The sequence below is a fragment of the Pantoea sp. Ae19-2 genome (assembly GCF_059801205.1).
Genome location: NZ_JBCHWE010000001.1, coordinates 1,062,536 through 1,087,765, shown reverse-complemented (window position 1 = coordinate 1,087,765; position 25,230 = coordinate 1,062,536). Strand labels below are relative to the sequence as shown.

Sequence of the window (25,230 nt, the reverse complement as noted above, 5' to 3'; positions counted from 1 at the left end):
TGTGGTTAGTTTTATAATCGACACATAAATAAATTTTATTTAATATTTCATTTCAAAATTGATCTTCTTTTGAAAAACCTACCTTATGTTCTATTTTCCCGTTCCTAAATTGATCCATCCATGGAAGCACAGTGGCTCCGGCCTCTTTAAGGAGATCTATATTTCCTTTAACTGCATTGATGGCTCCATCTCTTTCTTCAAACTTATCTCCTCCAACCCAGTTAGCATTTCCAACTTCCCCAATTTGTGGTTTAAAGCCTGCTTCTTTTAGACCTGTAATTTCTTTGGTTAGCCTACTTGTCGCATCTGATCCAGCGCCATACTCGTGAATACTACCAATTAAATCTGGGTTGTTGCCATTCGCACGCTTTAGTTGTTCTGCATATTTCATGAGTCCACTTTCACCACCTTCAGTTAGGCCGCCTCCCCAGTTACTGTCCTCCACTACTATCTGACCTTTATAACCTGCGTCTCTAGCAGACTTGATTAGGGTGCTCTGCATATCAGCCCAATCTTTAGTTGCAGAACGTCCACCTTCATTAAAAGTATCTAGAACAAAACTGGGATGATGCCCCAGCGATTTTACAACATTTTTAATATCCGATGCGGCTTGTTGCAATTTATCATCTTTGAGAATATTTCCTCCGCCGCCATTAGCATTATCCCTAAATGTAAATTGAATCTTTACTCCTTGTTTGTCACCTTCACTGACTAATGCTTTTAGCTTATCCATTTGCTGCGGTGAATTGATTTGATCATGTGTCATTTGAATGCGTAACGTTTGCCCTCCAGCACTTTTGACATCACGCACCATTTGTGTTGCAGCTTGCGGAGATGAAATTCTGTCTGGTACTGTATTTGCCCCACCTTTTATTCCACTCGAATCTTTCTTAGCAAAAGAGTCTACGTTGCCTTTTTCATATGAATTTACATTCTGATTAATATCGTCATCTGTTATATCATCTGTACTCTGACTAACATCATTATTAAACCGATCATCATCTTGCTCTTGTATAAAATTTTCATCTTGGTTATTTTTTGAACCTTGCATAATTTGTGATAACATCTTAAGTGCTTGATCTATCAGTGAGCGAAGTTCATTAAATAACGTTTCATTACCCAAATTATCACTTGCCACTTCACCTTTTTGATTTTCCACCTTATCATTTAATGACGTCGAGCTCTTTATACTTTCTCCCCACTGTACATTTGAAGGTGCGTTATTAGTACTGTCAATCTTCAAATCAATTTTTAGATTACCTTCACCAATACCTCTTCTACCTTCATCGATGCTACTTACTGGTAAAGATGAGCTATAGATATTATTAACACACATATTTTTCTCCTAAATCACTTTAAGTTAAAGTAAGTTTATAAAACCATTTCTTCTATAAATTTATTCATTTCTTATTTACTAACAATATCTTTAAATGATAGTGACGACACTATAACTATTAAAATCCTTTTTAAATGACTGTTATCACTGAATCCGATCATTTCATTTTTACAGCTTTACATCTATGTATTTGTGGATAAGTGATGTTTTTTTGTTCCGATGGAAGTGAAATTTTTTCCTATTGAATTTTAATACTAGAGCGGAATTTATTTCATTTTCTGGATGTTTAGGTTGCGTTTATTATAATAAATCTTGACCTAAGCTTGGATGTAACGAAAAGCTAGCAGTATTGGTTTGATCACCTACTAATCCCAGTCCGCTTCATATTCATATCGTGTCTGGTAAGTTAGCGCCGAGTTTGGGCGGCATTTGTTATAATCCTGACACCCTTATTCATCACTTTGTTATTGTGAAAACCAATGCTTAACCCGTCCTTATTCAGGCGTTGGTCGCAAAAACGTCCGTTAAAACGCTTGATAAATTCGTCCTGCGCTGTCTTGACTGGCTGAATCAAGCACAGGTCTACGCCATGCAGATTTGCACACTGTTTACTCTACTGATTTATACGCCGGTTCTTGATCAGTGCTTATCGTATTCGGTTAGTTTCTACAAAGTGCAATGATGTCCAGAATACGCGTGCTCTCCCTCCCTGAAATCCTGAAAGCAGCATTGAACGTCAGGCATTCTTTTGTGAAGTCATCCACTCATCTGTTACCGATGGCCAGTGCGTCCATGACAAAATTCATTGACCCACTAAGACTTTGCACCATCGCGCAGCGCTGCGGCATACCTTCTTTTGCCAGTTCTGCAAGACATCCTCTGTATTTTTCAGCCCATTACGTTGAGAAATGCGGTAGTCCTACTTGTGGTTAACGAAGCTGCCAGAAACGCCGGTAAGCAAAACTGTGGCATTCAGGTGCCAATACATTGATGGTAGAGACAGTTGCACCGCAGCAGCAGGACGCTGATCTAATTTCGATAGGCTTTAAGGGAAAAACCAGTCAGCCTGCAGATACGACGTAGGAACGTCCCATTAACCTCGCGCACAACTTCCACGGCTTCTGGTGCAGCTCTGTCGGCACTGCCTTCTCAAAGGATGCCTCCTTGTTCGGCATGGCTTGATCAGCAGAATACTAAGTCTGCTGTTCTCTCCCTCGGGAGGCATCAGGCACCGCCATACTGATTACGCTGTGTGTATAACCGGGTAACTGAAATGATGTGGTTACTGCAAAGTTTACGGACAAGAACTCCAGTTTCCGCTTCATAGCGGATACTCACGTTGTGTTCGTCGGAAACACGCTTCTTCGCAGAGGTTTATTCATATGACAGACAAAGACATGACAAACATGACGGTGCGTTAATCAACGTTAAGAATCTGCTAATTACCTGCATTTTTGCTTTGAGATTCATACTTTTTATATAAATCCATCATAATTTTTGGAAGTTTTTCTCTTGAAAAAATCATTTTATAAAGATTTTTATTTACTAGTCTACGTCTTGAAAATTTTCTATCTAAATAATTAGTTTTTTTAATCAACCACTGTTCTATCTTCTTCTTTTTAAAATTTAACCTTTTAAAAACAGCATGTTAAATTTTTATGCTTGTTTTTTAATTATTTCCAATGTGCAATTACTTGCATTTTTTCTTCACATTAAAATCACTCTATTATTCTTTACCTTTTGAGATATTGACCTATTGCATTATTAATGACTAACATTGTAAAAGAACTTACCCTATTTAGTTTTAAAATTTTCCAGCATCAGGGATTACCCTTTAAAAAAATATAATTTAAAAGGATGAATTATGAATAGAAACGCTTATATGTCATTTATTCCTGTTCAAACGAACATTAAAGAGTTGAGGATCGCTGCGAATTTAACACAAGCTCAGGCTTCTGAAAGATTTGGTTTTAGTCTTCGCTCATGGCAGTTAAGAGAAGCTAAAGAAACAAAAAGTTTGCTTTCTCAGGCTGAATATGAGCTTCTTCTATTATTTGCTGATAAACATCCATATTACAAACTTCACTCACGATAATAAACTCGGAAGATATAATAACTTATCTTTAATGACACTAATCGCACTTTATTTTCTTATCAAAGATAGCGTATTTCCTTTCTGACTTTTATTTTCTATAAAATTAAAAAAGATATTTTGAAAATTAGCATAAACCTCATCCCACTTCTCTGGCTTAAGGTTTATGCTATAAAAATGACGTATGTAATTTTTCAATCAAATGCGAGTTATTACATACTAAAATTCATGTTTCTATCTAAAAGCATTCAGCCACTCCTTTCTGGCATTCAATTTTTTTCGTTACGAATATTAATTCAGTCTGTTTAATAAAACTCTTATTGCCAATCTACACCTAGACCGTTCACGCCAGTTATCTGTTGCCTGACTTAGTATATAGAGGTCGCTAATAACGTCGGCAAGGTTAACTTCAAACCCTTTTTTTAATCTCTCACAAGCAATACCACCGATCAGACAGTCTATTTTTTTTGATAAATCGTCAACAGTACCCATTCGTTAATTCATCTTTTTTGCATATACATACATTTGTAACAACTAATCAGGATGCACTCAATGTTCTTCATTCCTGATAAATCATCACACTTCACTTTATCTAAACATATTTTAATACTTACTTTATAAAAACTGCACTTAATAATGCAAGATAAATACAGTATTATAATTTCAGACAGATTATCAATTAAAGAAATTTTTAATCTCATTTAACTTCAGAGTGAATACCTCGAAAAATTCAATGACTTTAACTCTGTTCGTATTTTCACAGTGAAAGCGGCTGTGAAGAACTATCTTTTCGTTATCTCTGTTCACACCCATGATAAGTTGTGGATGTGACACATTGAAGTCATTGAACCATGCTAACTGTTTATACATAATCCCTTTTTCGTCAACGCTACATGAAAACTCAGACATTGCATGTAACCAATTTTTATCATCAATATGTAAGTTTATTTCATTTCCATCATTCATTGTTAATGCATACACCTCGCCTTGACAGGGTTCAATAGTGTTTACATCCACACCAAGCTCTCTCAGTATTTCATCAATCATTTTTTTCACTTAACTTTAAGTATACTTTTTGTGTGTCTTCTCTCTTGATAAGGTTCCATTTTTTTGTGGTTTTTTTTCGCACATGGTAGTAGCCAGTACTTATATTTTTATAAAATAAACCCAGACATATTAGCTGGGCGTCATTTTTAGCAACATAGCGCCAGACTTGAGTTTATAAATCAGCTCGTTTAATTTCAGTCTCTAGCTTGCATTTCTAATTTCACAGTGATTCACCCCCTCAATATAACAGCTAATATGTGAAATTTTAATATGTCCAGAAGCTTAATATGTCCAGCACATGATATATCTTGTTGTCCCAGACCTGACTTATTAATCTTCATTTTGTTTAAGTGTAACTAACATTTTTTTACGCTATGTTAATGTTCTCGTCTCACTTTATCGTTATCGGGCGCCCTGTTAAGCATTATGTCGGACACTATGAAACGCAAAAACGACCCTGAGGGGCTTAAAAAACGCATTCTTGCGAGCGCACTGACCACCTTCGCCGAGTTTGGCATGCAAGGAGCCCGTCTGGAGCACATTGCTGAAAACGCTCAGACCACCAAACGGATGGTTGTTTACCATTTTGGCAATAAAGAGCAGCTCTATATTGATGCACTGGAACAGGTTTATCAGCAGATCAGGGAACATGAAACCGGCCTGAATCTGGCTTCCCTTGCCCCTGAGCAGGCCATTATCAAACTGGTTGAATCCAGCTTCGATTACCATGTTTCCCACCCGGATTTCGTGCGCCTCATCTGCATGGAAAATCTGTCTCGCGGCCGCTACATCTCGCAGTCTGCCCGCCTGAGTCAACTGAACCGCAGCGCACTGGATTTACTCGATGATATTCTGAGTCGGGGACAACATCAGGGGCTGTTCATCAAAGAGATTGAGACACTGGACGTGCATCGCCTGATCAGCAGTATCTGTGTCCATCAGGTGTCCAACCGCTTCACCTTTAACACGCTGTTTAGTCGGGATGAGAATGAAGACGCCATCATCCGTCGTAATCGTCAGCTCGCCGTCACGGCAACCCTGCGTTACATTGGCTCACAGCAGGCGTGAGAAGCGCTCAACGCGATAGTCTAAGCTTAAGAAGTATTAATAATATAACTTAAGTAAGGAAAGCCGCTTGAGAAGAGACACCAGCCTTTATCCGCTTCGCCAGACACAACGTGATCCTCACGACAATACACTCTGGAACTGGGCCCAGAATGCGCCAATAGGTACGCAACAACAGGTAAACCGCCCCACCGATGAGGCTGCCCTGCAGCAGTTGCTGCGCGAGGCCCGCAACAAAGTGCGCGTGATGGGTAAAACCTACTCGCCCGGCAAAATGCTGGCTGTGCATCCCGACGATCTGCTGCTGGATCTCAGTGCCTTTACGGGCCTGATCCGCAGCGATGCTCACAGTGTCACCTTTGCAGGCGCCACGCCGCTTGAACACATCTACCGCACTCTGACAGACATGGACCGGATGCTGGCCTCGTCGCCGGGGGTGATCGCCGTGCAGACACTGGCAGGCGCGATGGCAACCGGTACGCACGGTCAGGGCCTGCAGCAAAGTTCCATCGCGGATGAAGCTGAGCAGATTCGACTGGTGCTGAGCGATGGATGTGTGCGGGAACTGTCGCGCGGTGATGACGATTTTGCCGCGGCGCTGGTGTCGTTGGGCTCGCTGGGTATTGTGACCGAAGTGACGTTGCGTACCCAGCCTTTCCGCATCTTCACCTGCCACAAGAATGCGGTCCCCGCAGACACTCTGGAAAGCGATCTGCTGCGCTGGAATGAAGACTACGCACTCAGTAAAGTCTGGTGGTTTGTCGACGACAACATCATGCATGTCTGGAATGCGCATCAGGCCAGCGACGACGAGATCCAGCGTTACGAGCAACAGGGACGCGAAGTGGTGGAGCATGCCGATGAAGGTGATGACAGCCTGAACGAGACGATTGAACAGACGCTGGAGCATATGCATCGCGATACACAGATTCACGGTAAAGGCGGTAAACAATTTAGTACCGTCACGCGTTTCCGCGATTTTACTGACGTTACCGGGGATATCTATCAACTGTTCTGTCGCGGTGTTGCCGTACCGCAGATCAACGTAGAGATCGGCGTTCCCCTGGAACGTACCCCGGCGATTATCAGCAAAATCAAACGCTGGTATGCCGAGAACCGGCCACACATGCACTATCCCATCATCCTGCGCTGCACCGGTGCCTCCTCCGCCTGGCTGAGCCCCGCTTTCGACCAACCGACCTGCTTCTTTGGTTTTGTCGTGTATTACGCTGATGATGGATCGCTTTCTGAGGCAGGCCTGCACTTCCTGAGCGAAGTTGAGAAACTGCTGGCTGAAGAAGGTGGCCGCCCGCACTGGGGCAAATATTATGATGCCTCACTCTACCACTGGCGGGATCTTTATCCGCACTGGGATCGCTTCCGCGCCCTGCGTGAACGGCTTGATCCCAGCAATCGCTTCAGCAACGACTATACCGCTGCGCTGTTTAAATAATTCAGAGAAGGAATGCTATGTTTGCCTGGGTAACGTTACTGACGCAACCGGACTACCTGGTGGGCGTAAAAGCGCTGCACCGTTCACTGCAACAAACCCAAACGCGCTGGCCTTTGCTTGTGATGGTGACCGATGCGATAAGCCATGACGACTGTGAAACCCTTAAGGATGAGGGTTGCCTTATCCGTCGGGTTGACCCGCTTTATCCGCACAGCGATCTGAACCAGCATTACGCCTCTGAACGCTTTGGTGAGGTCTGGACAAAACTGCGCGTTTGGCAGTTGACCGATTATCGTCGCGTGGTGTTTCTGGATGCTGACATGCTCATCTTAAAAAATATGGATGAGCTGTTTACACTGGATCTGGGTGAGTTCACCCTTGCCGCCTGCCATGCCTGTCGCTGTAATCCTAATCAGATTGCGTCCTATCCTGACAGTTGGGAGCCCAAGTTCTGCCATTATACCTGGCAGGAGCGGGAGCAGGCACCGCCGGAACACGTTGATGACTATCTGAATGCCGGGTTCCTGGTGCTGGAACCGGATGAGGCCCTCTTTCAGGACCTTGAATCGCGTATTGCCGCCATCGATGATTTGCGCGCGTACACCTTTTCAGAGCAGGACTTACTCAACGAAGCCTTTAAAGATAAGTGGCTACCGCTGTCTTACATTTACAACGCCTTGAAAACCCTGCGCTTTCAGCATGAGACCTTGTGGCAATGTGAAGAGGTGAAGAACCTGCACTATATTCTGGCTAAACCCTGGCAGCGGGATTTGTCACAGCCGGTAAGTCAGCGTGACCGCTACTACGCGATGGATAAGCTGTGGTGGGACAAAGTTTCTGACCGCTGATGACGCGGCGCGCCTGGCCTTCAGCAGGCGCGCATCCGGTTGATCGGCGTTAAGTCTGCTATAACGAATGACCTAGACTTCCTTCCAGCACCGTTCCGTTGCTGACTGCGCGATCGCCTCCAGTACCTTTTGTACCTGCAGACCTTCGGCAAAATCTGGCCACATGCGGTCGCCTGCGGCGATACCATTGATCAGATCGCGAATTTCTACTGTCTTTTGATCGTTGAAGCCAATACCGTGCCCTGCTGATACACAAAAACTGGCATAGTCCGGATGGGCGGGCCCGGTCAGAATCGTTTTGAAGCCCTGACGTTCTGCAGGTTCATCGTGGAGATAGAGTTCAAGCTCTGCCATCCGCTCTTGCGTATAACGCAGTGTCCCTTTCGTTCCCGTCACGACATAGGTCAGACCCATTTTGGCCCCGCAGGCGATGCGCGAGGTTTCGATAACGCCGTGCGCCCCGTTCTGGAAACGCAAAAGTGCGCTGGCCTGATCTTCATTCTCGACCGGCAACTGGCGGTTGAGATCGTTCGGATCGGGACGCGACCGGATGACCGTCATCATATCACCGCTGACTTCCGCAATGTTGCCAACCAGATAATGCGCCATATTAACGATATGCGCAGCCAGATCGCCCAGAGCACCCAGTCCGGCCAACGCTTTTTGGCAGTGCCAGTCGAGCGGCGTGTCAGGTTTCGCCAGATAGTCCTCGTTGTGCGTGCCGTAAAAATGCACCACATCGCCAATTTCGCCTCGCGTAATGATCTCTTTCGCCAGTTGGCTGGTGGGGTTTTTCATGTAGTTAAAGCCCACCAGCGTTTTCACCCCGGCTTTTGTTGCAGCCTCAACCATTTCCTGAGCATCCGCAACGTTCAGTGAAAGCGGTTTTTCAGAATAGACATGTTTACCATTAGCGATTGCGGCCAGCGCCATTTCCTTGTGAAGGAAATTGGGGGCACAGATGTCGACCACATCAATATTGGGATCGCGCACCAGCTCGCGCCAGTCGCCCGTGGCGCGGGCAAACCCAAAGGTGGCAGCCTGCTTTGCCGCCAGTTCGGGATTCACCTCTGCCAGCATTTCACGAACGATCTCCCCTTTTAACGCAAACACTGCAGGGGCCTGGGCATAGGCGATTGCGTGGCAGCGGCCAATATACCCACTGCCTATCATGCCGATTCTGACTTTATTCATTTCAACTCCGGGCGGACAGAGAAAAGTTGAAATGAAATATAAATTCCATTTATAGGCATTTCAAACTAAAAATGAAATAAATGTGACGAACATAAAGAACAATCGTAGGCGTTTAACGCGATGCCATGTTTTAAGCTGACATGCGGTGTCAATGAACAGACTAAAAAGCCTCATACACATGGCAAACGTGGTCGCGGACCTAAGCGATACGACGCAGAGGACAGAGTTGGTGAGTATTTCAGCAATCAGACACTTTTGTGAAAAAGAGCTTTGACAAGCATGCGCGACGTCGATAATATGCGCCCCGTTCGAACGATTCCTCTGTAGTTCAGTCGGTAGAACGGCGGACTGTTAATCCGTATGTCACTGGTTCGAGTCCAGTCAGAGGAGCCAGATTTAGATAAGCCCGCTCAGCTTTCGCTGAGCGGGCTTTTTTCATCGAAGCTAAGCATAATAAAAATCGCGCTGAGCGGCTATGCTATCGTGAAGCAGAGAATTCTTCTTGTCCTGACCATCGTCGACATTAACTCTTAAAAACGATCCAATGGCTACCAGCTTCTCATAGGTGTAAGAGACGTAAGGATTACATGGGCACTTTTTTATATGTAGTTAACAATACATTGTAACCTTAATTAAACACGCTTATATTAATTCTCAATTTCAAAAAAATTCAACATAAGTAGAGTGATGTAGAACAGTCGCTAATTACCATCTAGCTCATTGAAAAAATGATTTCCTTCTCTTTACAGCTTAACTTCTTTCTTGATTACTTCGATTGTCCTTATGGGTCATTAATATTTGTGTAAAAAAGCGCTTATACTGCCTATGAGCGTAGCCAGACTTAAAAAAACCACCCGCCGAAAATTGTTATTACATTTCAATATCATGTCATTTTTTTTACAACAGTTCTAAAATTTTTTACCTTCCTGCCGATATTAATTTCAGATTATTTTCCATAACAGCAAAGTTTTCTTACGTGCAGTTTTTTGAGAGTGAGAGGTTTAGATGGTCCTTGAACCGTTTTTATCACTTACTTTTTTGCAGCGCTTTACCGCTCAGATGACGGTTATACTCTGCGCGGTTGCTGTAACAAGCAGATTTAAATGTGGCTTACAGTACGCGCAGTAAAAGAGTATCCCTTTACTAATGAACGCAGGAAAGATGGTTGATGGTAGCTACGCACTCATCATGTCGCTTTAAAGTGACCAGAACGCAATAAAATCTCCGGCGGCAAGCTGACGCCAGAAAAGCAACCGGCTGCCCTTTTAACCAGAAATCTTGTTATTACATCAATTTTATCAGCAGGGGGAGTTTGTGAAAGAACAGATCTCCACATCAGGCAATATGATATGTGCTCAAAAAAGGGTGTCTAACAATATGGCGTTTTCTTTCATATTGCCACCGCCTATCCCTTCAGAGTCAGGACCTGCTGGCATCTTTTACGATTTTAACGATGGAGCCAGAATACTCTTACCTGAAGGGCGTTGGCGTGTCACTCTTCTTGATGACGACTCAGGGAATGTTCTTTTTCAGTGCGAATCCGGTGCTGGTTGGGTTACTTCATCTAAAAAATATTTTGTCCGTTTCCGTATTCGAATCTGGTGTGAAGACGACGCCGACCCTTTACTTGATATAGCCTTGGATCTTAAGGGGCGTCATGTACTCATATCTTTCCCAACCGGCACGCTTGGCGACCTCATTGGCTGGTTCCATTACGCAGAACGCTTCCGTCAACAACATAATTGCCATCTTGAATGTAATATGTCTCAGAATATCATTACGTTACTAGAAGCACAGTATCCTGATATTCACTTTTCCACGCCCGACGCCATGAGGCAGTTATCTCCATATGCCACCTACCGGGTTGGATTGTTCTTTGGGGGCAACGATACGCACCAACCTCTGGACTTTCGCCAGACCGGCTTTCACCGTATCGCTGGACACATTCTGGCGGTAGATCACAGAGAAGAAGCACCGCGTCTTAACTTGAATGCCTCACGCACAATCACTGAGCCTTATGTTTGTATCGCTGTCCAGTCAACTTGCCAGGCTAAATTTTGGAACAACGGACAGGGTTGGGCCGAAGTCGTTGCGCATCTTAAAGCTCAAGGTTACAGGGTACTTTGCATTGATCGGGAGTCAATAACAGGCAGTGGGTTTGTCTGGAATCATATTCCTTATGGTGCCGAAGATTTTACTGGCAACCTGCCGCTGCAGTCGCGTGTAGACCTGCTCAGGCACGCCAGCTTTTTTATCGGCCTGGCGAGTGGATTATCCTGGCTGGCTTGGGCTGCAAAAATTCCAGTGGTGCTTATAAGCGGATTTAGTCTGCCGGGTGCTGAATTTTACACGCCATGGAGAGTATTCAGTAGTCATGGTTGCAATGGTTGCTGGGACAGTCCTCATGAAAATTTTGATCACCAAGACTTCTTTTGGTGCCCAAGACACAAAGGAACCGAGCGTCAGTATGAATGCACTCGATTGATTACGGGAAAACAAGTAATCGGAGTGATAGAGCGGCTGCGCGATCAACTTACGCGAGAAAATAGCGTATGAAAAAAAATAAATGTGCTAATAGCGGCTTGCAAAAAAATGCCAAAGAGGCGAGCAGATGAACAAAGTTTACCGAGTAATTTGGAGTGTTGCGCGCCAGGCTTGGATCGTCACTTCAGAACAAGCGGGCTATGGTGGCAGTATTCCGCTATTGGCCGCAACGTTAATGCTGTCTTTTGTATCTGAGAATGCCGCTGCCGTAAACCATAGCAATGAAACGATAGGAGACACACAGTCACAAAATATCCTGAACGGGGATATCGCAACTGCATCAACGATTAACAACGGTGGTAATCAGTTCATCAGCAGTGGTGGTCTAGCTACGTCCACAACCGTAAATTTAGGCGGCGTGCAGTATGTTAGTAGTGGAGGCTTTGCAACATCATCTCTGATCACCTCTGGCGGGTTTCAAACTATTTTAAGCAATGGAATGGCAACAGATACGATTGTGAATGGCGGCACACAAACCATCAGGAATGGGGGCTCGGCGAGTAGTATTCTTGTAAATTCTGGTACGCAGACTGTTCAGGACGGAGGGAAGGTAACAGCCACTACCGTGAATTCAAGTGGGGGGCAATACATCAGCAGCGGCGGTACTGCAACATCGACTATTTTGAATTCAGGCGGTTTACAGTATGTTAGCAGCGGAGGTTCAGCTGCGTTCACAACCGTGAATTCAGGGGGAATTCAAAACGTACTTGGCGGGGGGATGGTTACGGACGTTCTCGTCAACGGCGGAACACAGTTCATACAAGATGGTGCCACAGTCACATCAGCTACCGTTAACGCTGGCGGTTTTCAGACCGTTATGAGCGGAGCTTTAGCAACAAGTACACTGGTAAATGGCGGCACACAAACCATCATGAACGGCGGCTCAGCAAGCAACATTCTTGTTAATTCTGGTACGCAGACCATTCAGAATGGTGGCAGAGTGACAACCACCACAGTGAATGCCAGTGGAGGGCAATACATAAGTAGTGGTGGTTCAGCTACATCTACCCTGATCAACTCCGGCGGTTCTCAGTACATCAGTAGCGGTGGCTCAGCCATATCCACGGAATTAAACGCAGGCGGCTTTCAGACTGTTTTAGCTGGCGGACAGGCAACGAGCACAGTTGTCAGTGGCGGCATGCAGACGGTTGAAGATGGAGGATCAGTTACATCGACTATTGTTACCTCGGGCGGCTCCCAGACTGTTTTCAACAGTGGAGTGGCGACGGGTACGATATTGAACAATGGAACACAGACCCTGAGAGACAGGGGATCAGCTACTGGCACCACAATAAATACAGGCACGCAGACGATTCAGTCTGGGGGAGGCGCAACATTTACCACATTGAATTCATACGCAGGTCAATACGTCAGCAGCGGCGGTTCTGCAATATTGACTATAGTAAATTCTACCGGTAGCCAGTACGTTAATAATGGCGGCTTAGTTACATCCTCTGTAGTGAATTCTGGCGGCCTCATAACGGTATTGAGAGGTGGTACAGCCACATCAACACTTATAAATTCAGGTGGATTTGAGGTCCTGTCTGGCGGCGCTCTGGGTTTAGAAACGTTGGTGAATTCAGGTGGAACATTAAGTGTTTCGAGTGGTGGAGTCCTGAGTGGCACAACCACCCTTAATGATGGAGCTATTTTATTAAGTAATAGCATCATTAATAATGGAAATATGAATTTTGTCCTTCAAAACACAAGTGTCTGGAATGGGAATTTGACAGGCAGTGGACAAGTTACCAAAAATGGCATTGGTGGCCTTCGTTTAGGAGGTAACCTGAACCAGTCCCAGATTAATCTTAATGCAGGTTCATTGGTTATGGATGGGCTGGAGGCCACGACGACAATTGTTGCTCAATCCGGCACATCGCTATCACTATTAAACAACACGATCCTGAACGGCATTATAGATCCGACAGATGTTAACATTGACCAGAGTAGCACATGGAATATAACGGGTGACTCTCTGGTAAGCACTTTGACAAATGCAGGTAAAGTTGTCTTTGTACCAACTTCAGGAGGTCTTACACCCCACACGTTGACAGTAACCAATCTCATTGGCAATGGTGGTTTCCTCACGCTTAACACTGTTGCAGGTGACACGAATTCTCCAGTTGACCATGTGATTATTGATGGTGGACGCGCCTCTGGTAATACTGAACTCCTGATAGTAAATCACGGAGGTCTCGGTGCTCAAACAACAGGCAATGGCATCACCATTATAAAAGCAATTAACGGTGCAACAACGGATGTAAACGCATTCAGCATGAAGCAACCTCTCAATGCAGGCGCTTACTCCTACAGTGTTTACCGTAACGCAGATCAAAGTTGGTATTTAACTTCGCAACAAGTGCGATCTATTAACACTGTTAACGATGGCAATACGTCGGGAAGCCCCGATAGCTCCTTTCAACCTGTTAGCGCAGTGACGCAATTCCCAAACTATCGCGATGCTGTTTGGGTATATGCCGCAATGCCTGCACTAACACTCGATTATGACCGCCTCGTGGCGGGTACAGCCGACTCTCGGTTTCATTATGCACCTTCCAGCAGAATATGGGGGCGACTGGCTGCCGGATATCTTCGTCAACCTAATAGCGGCAATCTTATCAAGGGCAACCAACCTGAGAGTAATAGTGCTTACAGCTTCGTACAAATCGGTGGAGATTTATGGCAACTCGATGGTGAAAATACATACTGGCGTGCAGGTATTTACGGCGCAACAGGCATTATGCGCAATGATGTTTGGCGCGATAGCGGAAATCATGCAGCAGGCACGGCGCGTGACACTATATATGCTGGCGGTGGATATATTTCAGGGCTAACGCATTCTGGCTTGCATATTGACGGACTACTTCAAACCAGTTATCACAGCTTGTCGACGTCCTCAAACGACGCTACCAGACTCTCAACTGCGGGGATTGGTTGGTTGAGCTCTGCTGAAATCGGGCAGGCATTTAATATAACCTCAAGACTGGCTATTGAGCCGCAAGTTCAGTATACGATACAGGGGCTCAGCATCAATCAAGGGCAGGACGAAGCTGCCTCCATCAACTGGCATAAGCCTTATCGACAATCAGTGCGTACGGGATTAAAAATTGGCTCAGTACGTGATAATGAAGCGAAGTTTGAATGGTGGTTAACACCTTCGTTGGTAGCGTCTTATGGAGGCCAGAGTGAGATGACAGCCTCAATACCGGAAGTAGACGATTCACAGACAACTTTTCGAAGTAAACTCACAGGTAGCAGCATTAACCTTAACACCGGCCTTGCAGCTCACATTCGAAATAATTTGACGCTGAACTTGCAAAGCGGATGGTCTGAATCACTTAATGGAGGAGAACCCAGTGGCTATTATGCTCTTGTAAATCTGGTCATTTCATTCCATTAGCAGCAAAGAACACCGGCGCGACTCTCCAGTGTTCTTTATATCTTAGATGCTTACTACTTTAGACGCTGTCAGAAATTTTAGAAAAAATGAACGTTAATACGTTTAATTTAATGTTGTTCTTAACACACGCCAGTAAAGATGCTTGAGCAAGTAGTCTTTATATAAGTATACCAGCTTTAGTTTCACGCACTTTTGGGGTGAAGGTCACAGTTTCAGGGATAAGATCACTTACATGCTGGCGGGTTCGACTTTACGCGGTTCTGGATCGTCCAGCCGGTTCCATCGCAGGTACGGCAAGAGTGTGGCGCACCTGCAAGTCATGATGCAGGGTTGCAACACAATACAAACCAGGACCGCCACATCAGGGCTTCTGTCCTTTGCTTCATCAGCTCTCTAAGGCAGAAAAAACATCGGTTTAAGCTCTGCACTTATCGGGCTGTTATCCGCATTAGACGGCATTAAATCTTTCATCGATGCCCACCAGCGCTGGCAAACCTCGGTTTGCGCCACCGCGAGCCAGCGGGCTTCTGATTCAATCTCAACGCTGGCGAACAGCTGGTTACGATCGGCATCCAGCCAGATAGCATAGTGATGGGCACCATGCGCTTTTAGCGTCTGTTCCAGTTCCGGCCAGATGGGTGAATGACGACGCAGGTATTCATCGTGGCAGTGAGCATGCACCTGCATGACAAAAGCTTTACGTAACATCGCTGCGCTCCGCATCCAGTGCTGCCTGCCAGGGTTTAACGTTAAAGCGTTCACCCAGCGCGATCAGCTGCGCGGTGGTGATGCTCTGACGAATACCGCCCATAGATAGGGCTTTTACGACAACCTCCGATGATTTTTCAGCGGTGTCGATCAGGCCAAAGGTCTCATCAAGATTAGGACCCGCGCCAAAGATGCCGTGGAAGGGCCACATGACCAGGCTGTGGATCGCCATCTCATCAGCCGTAGCCTGGCCGATACCGTCAGTGCCCGGCACCATCCATGGCAAAATGCCCACCCCGTCCGGGAACACCACCAGACACTCTGTGCTGCCTTCCCAAAGCAGGCGCGTGAAGCGTGCCGAATCCAGATTTACAACGTAGCTCAGCGCCATAAAGTGAGTAGCATGGCAGTGCATAATCACCCGATCGCTTCCATGAGTCACCTGCTTGCGTACGCTGTGCGACTGGAAATGCGCCGCCAGTTCAGAGGTCGGCAGCCCACCGTTGCTTAATCCCCAGTGAATTTTATACGACAACCCCTGGTCATCCACCTGCAGCAGCACCAGACTGTCTGCCGGGTCGAGCTGCACGTTACGAAAAAACTTGCCAGACCCGGTCACTAAAAACCAGTCGTTAGCTAACGCCGGTGCCGGTTTACTCAGTTCAATGCAGCGCGGTTCGGCATAAAAGTCGCTGGCGAAGTCCTGCACTTCTTCGGGAAGCAGGCGCAGGCTAACGTTACCGCCGTTACGCTCATCCCAGCCTTTCAACCACATATCGCTGGTGGCTTTTACCATCCCCTGTACGAACCAGGATGTCAGAATGTTTTGCATGGTTTATCCCTTAGCGTTGACGCAAAGTATGTTGTTCGTAATGATGGACGTCGCTCAGCCAGCTGGCATCGGCAGGAACGTCATGGCGCAGGCACCATGCTTCCCACACCGCCTGCCACGGCAGCGACTTTTGCTCTTCCAGCAGGGCCAACCGTGCGGTGAAATCCCCTTCACTCTCCAGCCTACGCAGCCGATCGCTGGGCTCCAGCAGCGCCCGCAGCAACGCTTTTTTGGCGTTACGCGTACCAATGACCCAGGCGGCAATGCGGTTGATTGAGGCATCAAAAAAGTCGAGACCGATATGCACCTTGTCGAAGAGTTTCTGGCGGGCGATCTCATGGGCAATCGCCTGGGTTTCATCATCGAGCAGCACCACATGATCGCTGTCCCAACGCACCGGACGGCTCACATGCAGCAGCAGGCGCGGCACGTACAGCATCGCGGTAGAGATTTTGTCGGAGATCACTTCAGTCGGGTGGAAATGCCCGGCGTCCAGCGTCAACGCAATCTGCCGGCTGCTGGCGTAGCCAAGGCAGAATTCGTTGGAACCCACGGTGTAGCTTTCCGCACCAATCCCGAATAGTTTGCTTTCCACAGCATCAATATGGTGTTGCGGGTTGAGTTGCTCACTGATGATCGCGTCAAGCGCGCTGGCAAGGCGCTGGCGCGGCGCAAAGCGGTCGATGGTGAGATCTTTCATGCCATCCGGCACCCAAATGTTCATCACGGAAGGCGTACCGAGCTGTTCACCAAAGTAAGCCGAAATATGGCGACTGGCTTTACAGTGGTCGATCCAAAACTGGCGAATACCTGAATCGGCGTGCGACAGCGTAAAGCCATCGGCACTCTTTGCATGTGAAAAGCAGGTGGGATTGAAATCCAGCCCCAGCCTGTTGCTTTTTGCCCACGCTACCCAGTTGCTGAAGTGTTTCGGCTCGATGGCATCGCGCTCAACGGGTTGGCTGCTTTCAAGATAGATCGCGTGCAGATTAAGGCGCATTGCGCCCGGGATTAGCGATATGGCTTTTTCAATGTCGGCGCGCAATTCGTCGGCGTTGCGTGCCCGTCCCGGATAGTTGCCGGTGGCCTGAATACCGCCGGTGAGTTGCCCGTTGGGATTTTCAAAACCGCGCACGTCATCACCCTGCCAACAGTGCATCGAGACCGGGATCTCATCCAGTTGCGCCATCACAAGGTCCACATCAACGCCATTCTCAGCATAACGTTGTTTCGCCAGGTCAAAGGCCTGTTCAATCAGCTTTGTCATATGCAAGTTCCTTAGCAGGTTGGAGCAGCGCGGTGAAGCGCGCCTGATGGGCCGCAAACGCGCTGTTGTCGAGCGGTTCAAAGATGTCTGACGGGAAATTACGGCTGATGCAGCGGCGCAAATCCGCGACGTCACGCAGTTCACCTAGCGCGATGAGCTGGCAACCCACATTTCCCAGCGTGGAGGCTTCTACCGGACCGGCAATCACCGGCAGTTGACAGGCATCGGCACACAGCTGGTTGAGTAAAGGATTCTGGCTGCCGCCGCCCACGATATGCAGCTGCCGTAGCGGTGTGCCGCGTAGCTGGCCGAGTTCCAGCATTGTCTGGCGATATGAAAGCGCCAGACTGTCAAAGAGGGTGCGTGCCAGTGCGGCCGCAGTGTGCGGTATCGGCATCGCCTGTTCAGCACAGGCATGTTGGATTGCCTGCACCATGTTGTCTGGGTTAATAAAGCGAGGGTGGTTAGGATCAATGAGCGAGCGGCAGGCTGGCTGCTTTGCGGCATCCGCAATAAGCAGGGGCAAGTCGCGGATGTTCAGTTCGCTACAGACGCGCTGTAAAAGCCATAGCCCCATAATGTTTTTCAGCACCCGGTAACCTTCCGCGCCGCCTTCATTGGTTATGTTGGCCTGTAAAGCAGTCGCATTCACATAGGGTTGGAGACTTTCAATCCCCATTAGCGACCAGGTACCTGAACTGAGATAGGCTGCATCGTCGTGCATCAGTGGCGTGGCCAGCACCGCGCTGGCCGTATCGTGCGTGGCTACGGCAATCACCGGGATCCGCTTGCCGCTGGCGCTGGCCCAGTAACCCACGTTATTGCCCGGTGCATGCGGTGTGCCGAACCAGGCGGAGTCGACGCCAGCCCAGTCCAGCAAGTCACGATCCCACTCACCACTTTGAATATTCAGTAACTGCGTGGTGGTGGCGTTGGTGTATTCCCAGTTCATTTTGCCGGTGAGGCGATAGTGCAGATAGTCTGGAATCATCAGCGCATATTTCACCCTCGCCTGCCAGTCCGGCTGCTGCAGATGTAGCGCGCGCAGCTGATATAGGGTGTTAAATGGCAGAAACTGAATGCCGGTGCGCTGGTATATCGCCTGCTGGCCGAGATCGTCAATCGCCCGGGCCATCAGGCCCTCGGTGCGTTTGTCACGGTAGCTCACGGCTTCGCCAACGCGATGTCCGTCTGCGTCCAGCAGTACCAAATCAACGCCCCAGGTATCAATACCCATGCTGTCCGGCACGATGCCTTCATCATCCAGTTGCTGCAGTCCGGCGCGAATGTCCTGCTCCAGACGATCCAGATCCCAGCAGTCATAGCCGCTGCGCTGAACCCGCTGATTCGCGAAACGACGGACTTCACGCAGAGCGATTTTCTGGCTGTCCGACGTCCACTGCGCAAGCATGACGCGCCCGCTGGATGCGCCTAAATCAATGGCAACGATGTTACGCATATTCATGGCATGTTTTCCTGAAATGACATGGCTACAGAATAAAAAGCCTGCAGGCCTGCCACCTTAGGCGCAGTGCCAGCAGAGGATCTTCGCTGGCAGGTTTGCAAAGGTGTTCGTGAGATAGCTCACAGAACCGCGTGACGATAGAGTTGTGAGCTTTGCCGCATTTCTATCAATCACTTAGGCGATCTTAAATAATTCGCCATTTTCTTGCGCCGCCCCGTTCAAAATTCAAGGTGATGTCCGCAGCGCCTGCGTAGACTCAGTTGCAACATTGTTAACGGAGAGCAAGCCATGACCGTTCTGCATAGCGCGGATTTCTTTCCCGCCGGAAATTACGCCATTGCCATCGAGCCACGCGTGCCACAGCAGGCTTTTCCAGAGCATCACCATGATTTCCATGAAATTGTGCTGGTTGAACAGGGATCAGGTATTCATGTGTTTAATGGTCAGCCGCAGGCGTTGAGTGCCGGTTGCGTGTGCTTTGTACGCGACCACGATCGCCATCTGTATGAAAAAACCGACAACCTTTGCCTGACCAATGTGCTGTACCGAAGCCCGGGGGCGTTCCGCTTTCTTTCCGGGCTGCAGGCACTATTGCCGCGTGAAGAGGACGGCCGGTACGCGTCGCACTGGCGCATTAATCAAAAAGTGATGGGGCACGCTTTGCAGTTGGTGACACAGATGAAGCAGCAACCTCTGTGGTCACTCGAACGTCAGGCACATCAGGAGCAACTCTTTCTGCAAATGCTGGTGTTGCTACGTGAGGCCGCTCGCAATGACAACGCGCAGGACCAGGAAGCCAGACTGCACCGATTGCTTGACTGGCTGAATGAGCATTACAGTGAAGAGATCGTATGGGAGGCGCTGGCCGACAGCTTTTCACTGTCGCTGCGTACGCTGCACCGCCAGATGAAGCAGCAGACAGGCAGTACGCCACAGCGTTATTTGAATCGGCTGCGTTTATTGCAGGCGCGTCATCTGCTACGCCACAGCGATATGCGTATAACGGACATCGCCTATCAGTGTGGATTTGGTGACAGCAACCACTTCTCCACGCTGTTCCGGCGTGAATTTGGCTACGCGCCCCGCATGGAGCGTCAACAGATGTGGTAACTGGAGCTTTTAATATGTCGCTAATTCTGTCGCGCGAGGACTACTTTCCTGCCAGAAACCTGCCCATCGCAGTGGCCGAACGTATGCCACAACCCTCTTTCCCGCCTCATCAACACAGGTTTAGCGAGATTGTGATTGTCTGGCGCGGCAACGGGCTGCACATCCTCAACGATCGCCCCTGGCTGATTACCTGCGGCGATGTGTTTTATATTCGCGACAGCGACTGCCATAGCTATGACAGCGTCCATGACCTGGCGCTCGACAACATTCTTTATTGCCGCGATCGCTTTCGGCTCGATCTTGACTGGAGCCAGCTTATACCGCCTCAGGAAGAGAATGCTCAGTCCGGTTGGCGATTAACCACCCAGGGTATGGCGCTGGCACGTGGCGTCATCAGCCAACTGGAGCGGGAAAGCCGCAAAAACGATCCCTTGTCCATTCAGCTTTCTGAAGCCTTGTTTTTACAGCTGGCGCTGATTCTGCGCCGCCACGGTTACGCGGCCGATCGTTCCTGGGCGCTACCGGAAGGCGAACAGCTTGATCTCCTGATGTCGTCGCTGCTGGCCGATATCAGCCGTCCGTTTGACCTCGCCCACTTTTGCGAGCAGCACCAACTCAGCGAGCGAGCGCTTAAACAGCTGTTTCGCCAGCAAACCGGCATGACAATTGGCCACTATTTGCGTCAGCTTCAACTCTGTCAGGCAAAATACTTACTACGCACCCAGGAAAGTTTAATCAGCGAGATTGCTTCACGCTGCGGCTTTGATGACAGTAACTATTTTTCGGTGGTGTTTACGCGTGAAACCGGCATGACGCCCAGTGCCTGGCGGCAACGTTTTGTACCGCAATGCGCCACGCTAACTGATAACGCAAAAGCCTGATACGCGTTAACGCATCAGGCTTTTATCTCTGCGGAGTCAGGCAGCCATGCCAAGCCCGACAATATTGGCAGCGATGATAATGACTATGCAGCCAATCGACAGGACGCTAACCGGACGACGCCCGACAGATTTCCACTCTTTCAGCATCAGTCCGACCAGACCACCACACAGCACATACAGACTCATGTGCAGCATCCAACTGACAAAGTCATATTGCGGTGGAATTTTGGCATGGCCCCATGCATAGAAAAAGAACTGCAGATACCACATGGTGCCGCCAAGAATAGCGAAAGCGATATTGGCAATTAACAGCGGTTTTGCCACGGAGAAGTCCCGGCGGAGGGAGAGCTCCGGCTTAACCGCCAGGCGGATAAAGCAGTACGCCAGGTTAATCAGCGCACCACCGCCCATAATCACCACATAGCTGGGTAGCGCCACGTACAGCGGATTAATACCCAGATTAGCTGCCGCAACATGCATCGGCTTTGCGGCATCCATAGCGAAGGACATGCCGGCCGAGAAAATACCGCAGATAACCGCCAGTACAAGCCCTTTCTTCAGATTGAATTCTTCGGCGTTAATGCCCAGCGCGCGCTCTTTCAGCAAACCGGCACGCGATACAATTGCCACGCCAATCAGCGCGACCAGAACGCCAAGCAGCGTCATACGGCCACCAGCCGAGCTAAAGAGCGCGACAAAACGGCCCTGCAGCAACGGCGTCATGAGTGTCCCGACGACTAACGTAATGCCGATAGCAATACCGATGCCTAACGACATGCCGAGATAGCGCATGGTCAGGCCGTAGTTAATATTGCCGATGCCCCACATTGCACCAAACAAAAACACAGGTAGCAGCTGTGACAGACTGAAACTACTGTAGTACGCCCAGAAATTCGGCAGCAGTACGGCACTGACTGCCCATGGCAAAATCAGCCACGACATCAAGCCACCTACTGCCCACATGGTTTCCCATGACCATTTTTTGACCTGTTTAAACGGCGCATAAAAACATGCGGCACTGGCGGCACCCACCAGATGCCAGAAAATACCGGCAATAATGGCACTGTTCATTGTTATTCCTTCGCAAGGTTGAGGCCAAACAGGAAACCGACGTTTCCTGATAAGCAGCAGTCTAGAGGGAGCTGCTTTCACTCAGCCTTTGAATGGCTGCCGGAAAACACAGGCCGCTGGCAAAATCCGGTGAATTTTCAACATAAAGATCACAAATTCACATTTAAGGACAGTAACCGGACGTTTTACCTAAACCGCTTATTATTCGAGATATTTTTGTTGTTTGTTGTGTTGATCGGCACAGTTTTAATCTTACTGCCAGCACGCTTATTAACGTGGCAATGACATAAAGTTGAGCTGCGGGTTCGCTGCAAAGATGGTTTGGCGGACGAAGAGGGAAAACGGTCGGCAGAAAAGGTTTGTGATATGACTCAAGGCTAGTGGGGATACTGTGATCAGCGGGAGATCGCATGATGTTGGATAAGCACTCTACGATTCAGCGCAGTAGTCGCTGCGCATGTTATTAACTGCAGTCACGCAATGAGACGTTTGCGTGGCAGGGCAAACCGAAAGGACAATTGGCCGGGGATGCCTCCCGTCAAAAGCCTACCGCTTCGTCATTGACTGCGCGGGCAGGCACGGGCTTATCGCCATCCCAGGCGTTCCGGCATTTGCTGGCGAATACAGGGTTTCAGCCCGTCGACCCTTTTTATAAGACGCTGACCGCTCAGATAACAAAACACGCCGCGGAAATGCTGGCTTCGTCGTGTCTTTCTTCCCTTCCCTGCCATCTGCAGTGTGGCTTTGGCAAAGATAAAAAGGTATATCGTCGTAATCTGTTTCACTCTGTTTTCACATAACGTTAACGAGTTAAAAGCGGAGCCCTGCATATGACAACACATCATCAACATTTCATTAATGGTGTTTTTGTGCCTAATCACAGCGATAAGTGGATTGAAGTGATTAATCCTGCTACCGAAGCGCTACTGTCACGCATTCCTCAAGGCACGCGTCAGGACGCCGCAGACGCTATCGCCGCTGCCGATGCCGCGCAGCCGGGCTGGGAAGCCTTACCGGCCGTGGAGCGCGGCAGCTGGCTGCGTAAAATTGCCACAGCCATTCGTCAGCGTGAACCCGAACTCAGCGCCACTATCGTGGCAGAAGGCGGTAAAACCCAGGGGCTGGCAAAAACCGAAGTGCTTTTTACTGCTGATTACCTGGACTACATGTCCGAATGGGCGCGACGCTACGAAGGTGAGATTGTGAACAGCGATCGTCCTAATGAAAATATTTTCGTCTTTAAAAAAGCGATTGGCGTTACTACCGGCATCTTACCGTGGAACTTCCCGTTTTTTTTGATTGCGCGTAAAGCGGCGCCGGCACTGATTACCGGCAATACGATTGCGATAAAACCGAGTGAGTTGACGCCCAATAACGCGGCCCTGTTTGCACAGATCGTTGCGGATATCGGCCTGCCAAAAGGTGTGTTCAATGTTGTTTACGGCTACGGACCTGAGATCGGTCAGGAGCTGGCTGGCAACGAAAAAGTGGGGTTGGTAAGCCTGACGGGCAGCGTTAATGCCGGGATTGCCGCCATGGAAGCGGCAGCAAAAAACGTTACCAAAGTCTCTCTGGAGCTGGGGGGTAAAGCGCCGGCCATTGTAATGGATGATGCCGACCTCGATCTGGCAGTAAAGGCCATTGTCAGCTCTCGCGTCATTAATACAGGTCAGGTCTGCAACTGCGCAGAGCGGGTTTATGTACAGGAAGGGATTTATGACCGCTTTATCAGCGCACTGACAGAGGCGATGCAACACGTGACGTTTGGCAATCCGGCTGAAAAAAACGATATCGATATGGGGCCACTGATCACCGCCGCCGCGCTGGCGCGGGTTGAGCAAAAAGTTGCCAGGGCAGTAGAAGAAGGCGGCAGGGTTGTGTTGGGCGGTAAACGGGCGGGGCGCGAGGGCTTTTACTTCGAGCCCACGATTATTACCGGCGTACGCCAAGAGATGGAGATTATGCGTGAGGAAATTTTTGGCCCGGTGCTTCCTGTGATGACCTTTAAAACGCTCGAAGAAGCTATCGCACTGGCCAATGACTGTGAGTACGGCCTGACTTCCTCAATCTACACTCAGAACCTGACCACCACGATGACCGCCCTGCGTCAGCTGAAGTTTGGTGAAACCTACGTTAACCGCGAGAATTTTGAAGCCATGCAGGGATTCCATGCCGGCTGGCGCAAATCTGGCATCGGCGGTGCTGATGGTCGTCATGGGCTCGAGGAATATCTGCAAACGCATGTTGTGTATTTGCAGTGTTAACGACGGCGGTTTGCGGCCCTGCCGGGTCGCACCCTGAGGAGGTTAAACGGATGGCATTTCCTTATTGGCAACTGAATTCACGCGGTGAAGGAAACCGCGTTATCTGTTTGTTCTGCCAATAAAGTAGGCCAGGCGGTTTTATGCTCACCTGACCTGAATTCAAGGGGCAACCCGCAACGCTGCCTTTGAGAAGTGAGCAATCAATCACACCTTTCCGTTTTATGACTTATCGACCCGCAGCACAATGCATCCTTCGCTAATTTCTGCCGAGACCCGCGTGCCGGTATCAAATCCGGCTTCACGCAACCATTTGCCGCTGATATTCAGCGCAGGCGTGCTGGTGTCGCCAAAATTAGGTACGTAGCCGACTTTGTACCGGCGCTGAGTTTTTGAAATCGCGGAAGACGGTTTCTGAACAAGATTAAGCGTGGTAACAGACATTGAATAATCTCCCTTATTTGATGATGGTGTATTTACACAATGCGCCAGCCATGGCTGTAAAAAATTAAAAGCATATCTGTTAAAAATTTATGCTGGCTGTCTGGCCAGTAGCGTTTTTAGCGTCCCGTTATCTGCTTTTACAAAGCAGATAAAACATAGCGCCTAAAGTAGATGATAACAAGCCAGGTGCTGGAACCCGGCTCGCACAATTT

The 25,230-nt window shown here is 48.5% G+C and carries 18 protein-coding genes, 1 tRNA gene and 1 pseudogene; 10 read left to right on the top strand and 10 right to left on the bottom strand.

Annotated elements, in window-relative coordinates; genetic code table 11:
• Positions 1–52: 52 nt before the first annotated feature.
• Complete coding sequence (locus AAIE03_RS05030) at positions 53–1,336, bottom strand: cellulase family glycosylhydrolase (protein WP_181460461.1); 1,284 nt, start codon at positions 1,334–1,336, stop codon at positions 53–55.
• 365 nt (positions 1,337–1,701) lie between these two features.
• Positions 1,702–2,674, bottom strand: a pseudogene (locus tag AAIE03_RS05025) (integrase core domain-containing protein).
• A 526-nt stretch (positions 2,675–3,200) separates the two neighbouring features.
• On the opposite strand from AAIE03_RS05025, the gene AAIE03_RS05020 reads away from it, so the two are divergent.
• Complete coding sequence (locus tag AAIE03_RS05020) at positions 3,201–3,431, top strand: helix-turn-helix domain-containing protein (RefSeq protein WP_042676491.1); 231 nt, start codon at positions 3,201–3,203, stop codon at positions 3,429–3,431.
• Positions 3,432–4,103: 672 nt separating this feature from the next.
• Here AAIE03_RS05020 and AAIE03_RS05015 read toward each other — a convergent pair.
• Positions 4,104–4,475: a type III secretion system chaperone family protein gene (locus AAIE03_RS05015; RefSeq protein WP_042676490.1), complete on the bottom strand. Its 372-nt coding sequence runs from the start codon at positions 4,473–4,475 to the stop codon at positions 4,104–4,106.
• Positions 4,476–4,901: 426 nt separating this feature from the next.
• Between AAIE03_RS05015 and AAIE03_RS05010 the strand changes: the two genes are divergently transcribed.
• The 3 genes from AAIE03_RS05010 to AAIE03_RS05000 all read left to right on the top strand — a co-directional run bounded on the left by AAIE03_RS05010 (position 4,902) and on the right by AAIE03_RS05000 (position 7,841).
• Positions 4,902–5,543, top strand: a complete 642-nt coding sequence (locus AAIE03_RS05010) for a TetR/AcrR family transcriptional regulator (protein WP_105076825.1) — start codon at positions 4,902–4,904, stop codon at positions 5,541–5,543.
• Between the two features lie 67 nt (positions 5,544–5,610).
• Complete coding sequence (locus tag AAIE03_RS05005; protein WP_105076824.1) at positions 5,611–6,993, top strand: D-arabinono-1,4-lactone oxidase; 1,383 nt, start codon at positions 5,611–5,613, stop codon at positions 6,991–6,993.
• Positions 6,994–7,010: 17 nt separating this feature from the next.
• Positions 7,011–7,841, top strand: a complete 831-nt coding sequence (locus tag AAIE03_RS05000; protein ID WP_105076823.1) for a glycosyltransferase family 8 protein — start codon at positions 7,011–7,013, stop codon at positions 7,839–7,841.
• Between the two features lie 72 nt (positions 7,842–7,913).
• Here AAIE03_RS05000 and AAIE03_RS04995 read toward each other — a convergent pair whose 3' ends face one another.
• A complete protein-coding gene (locus AAIE03_RS04995) occupies positions 7,914–9,035 on the bottom strand; it encodes a Gfo/Idh/MocA family protein (RefSeq protein WP_105076822.1) in 1,122 nt (373 codons plus the stop codon).
• A 317-nt stretch (positions 9,036–9,352) separates the two neighbouring features.
• On the opposite strand from AAIE03_RS04995, the gene AAIE03_RS04990 reads away from it, so the two are divergent.
• From AAIE03_RS04990 to AAIE03_RS04980, 3 genes are all read left to right on the top strand, one after another.
• A tRNA-Asn gene (locus tag AAIE03_RS04990) sits at positions 9,353–9,428 on the top strand.
• Positions 9,429–10,412: 984 nt separating this feature from the next.
• Positions 10,413–11,591 (top strand): autotransporter strand-loop-strand O-heptosyltransferase, encoded by a 1,179-nt coding sequence (locus AAIE03_RS04985; protein ID WP_105077014.1) that lies wholly within the window; start codon positions 10,413–10,415, stop codon positions 11,589–11,591.
• Between the two features lie 55 nt (positions 11,592–11,646).
• The gene (locus AAIE03_RS04980) at positions 11,647–14,979 is read left to right on the top strand and encodes an AIDA repeat-containing protein (RefSeq protein ID WP_498562835.1); all 3,333 of its coding nucleotides are present in this window, start codon (positions 11,647–11,649) and stop codon (positions 14,977–14,979) included.
• 393 nt (positions 14,980–15,372) lie between these two features.
• On the opposite strand, the gene rhaM is transcribed toward AAIE03_RS04980, so the two are convergent.
• Genes rhaM through rhaB form a run of 4 tightly spaced genes read right to left on the bottom strand, consistent with a single transcriptional unit; the run spans position 15,373 to position 19,251 of the window.
• Entirely contained in the window at positions 15,373–15,687 is a 315-nt protein-coding gene (gene rhaM, locus AAIE03_RS04975) for an L-rhamnose mutarotase (protein WP_042676333.1), read from the bottom strand.
• Positions 15,677–16,519 carry a rhamnulose-1-phosphate aldolase gene (gene rhaD, locus AAIE03_RS04970; RefSeq protein ID WP_014594035.1) on the bottom strand — a complete coding sequence of 281 codons (843 nt, stop codon included), beginning with the start codon at positions 16,517–16,519 and terminating at the stop codon, positions 15,677–15,679. Before rhaD ends, rhaM begins: the two co-directional genes overlap by 11 nt.
• Positions 16,520–16,529: 10 nt before the next feature.
• Entirely contained in the window at positions 16,530–17,786 is a 1,257-nt protein-coding gene (locus tag AAIE03_RS04965; protein WP_015699975.1) for an L-rhamnose isomerase, read from the bottom strand.
• Positions 17,770–19,251 (bottom strand): rhamnulokinase, encoded by a 1,482-nt coding sequence (gene rhaB, locus AAIE03_RS04960; protein WP_498562834.1) that lies wholly within the window; start codon positions 19,249–19,251, stop codon positions 17,770–17,772. Before rhaB ends, AAIE03_RS04965 begins: the two co-directional genes overlap by 17 nt.
• A 288-nt stretch (positions 19,252–19,539) precedes the next feature.
• Here rhaB and rhaS point away from each other — a divergent pair, with 288 nt between their 5' ends.
• Entirely contained in the window at positions 19,540–20,361 is an 822-nt protein-coding gene (gene rhaS, locus AAIE03_RS04955; RefSeq protein WP_014594038.1) for an HTH-type transcriptional activator RhaS, read from the top strand.
• A gap of 14 nt (positions 20,362–20,375) precedes the next feature.
• Positions 20,376–21,242: an HTH-type transcriptional activator RhaR gene (gene rhaR / locus AAIE03_RS04950; protein ID WP_064374012.1), complete on the top strand. Its 867-nt coding sequence runs from the start codon at positions 20,376–20,378 to the stop codon at positions 21,240–21,242.
• 36 nt (positions 21,243–21,278) lie between these two features.
• Here rhaR and rhaT read toward each other — a convergent pair whose 3' ends face one another.
• Complete coding sequence (gene rhaT / locus AAIE03_RS04945) at positions 21,279–22,313, bottom strand: L-rhamnose/proton symporter RhaT (protein ID WP_116219920.1); 1,035 nt, start codon at positions 22,311–22,313, stop codon at positions 21,279–21,281.
• An 830-nt stretch (positions 22,314–23,143) separates the two neighbouring features.
• On the opposite strand from rhaT, the gene aldA reads away from it, so the two are divergent.
• The gene (gene aldA / locus AAIE03_RS04940) at positions 23,144–24,577 is read left to right on the top strand and encodes an aldehyde dehydrogenase (RefSeq protein ID WP_014605480.1); all 1,434 of its coding nucleotides are present in this window, start codon (positions 23,144–23,146) and stop codon (positions 24,575–24,577) included.
• 219 nt (positions 24,578–24,796) lie between these two features.
• Here the strand turns inward: aldA and AAIE03_RS04935 are convergent, their stop codons facing one another.
• Positions 24,797–25,018: a SymE family type I addiction module toxin gene (locus AAIE03_RS04935; RefSeq protein ID WP_013026323.1), complete on the bottom strand. Its 222-nt coding sequence runs from the start codon at positions 25,016–25,018 to the stop codon at positions 24,797–24,799.
• Positions 25,019–25,230 lie beyond the last annotated feature (212 nt).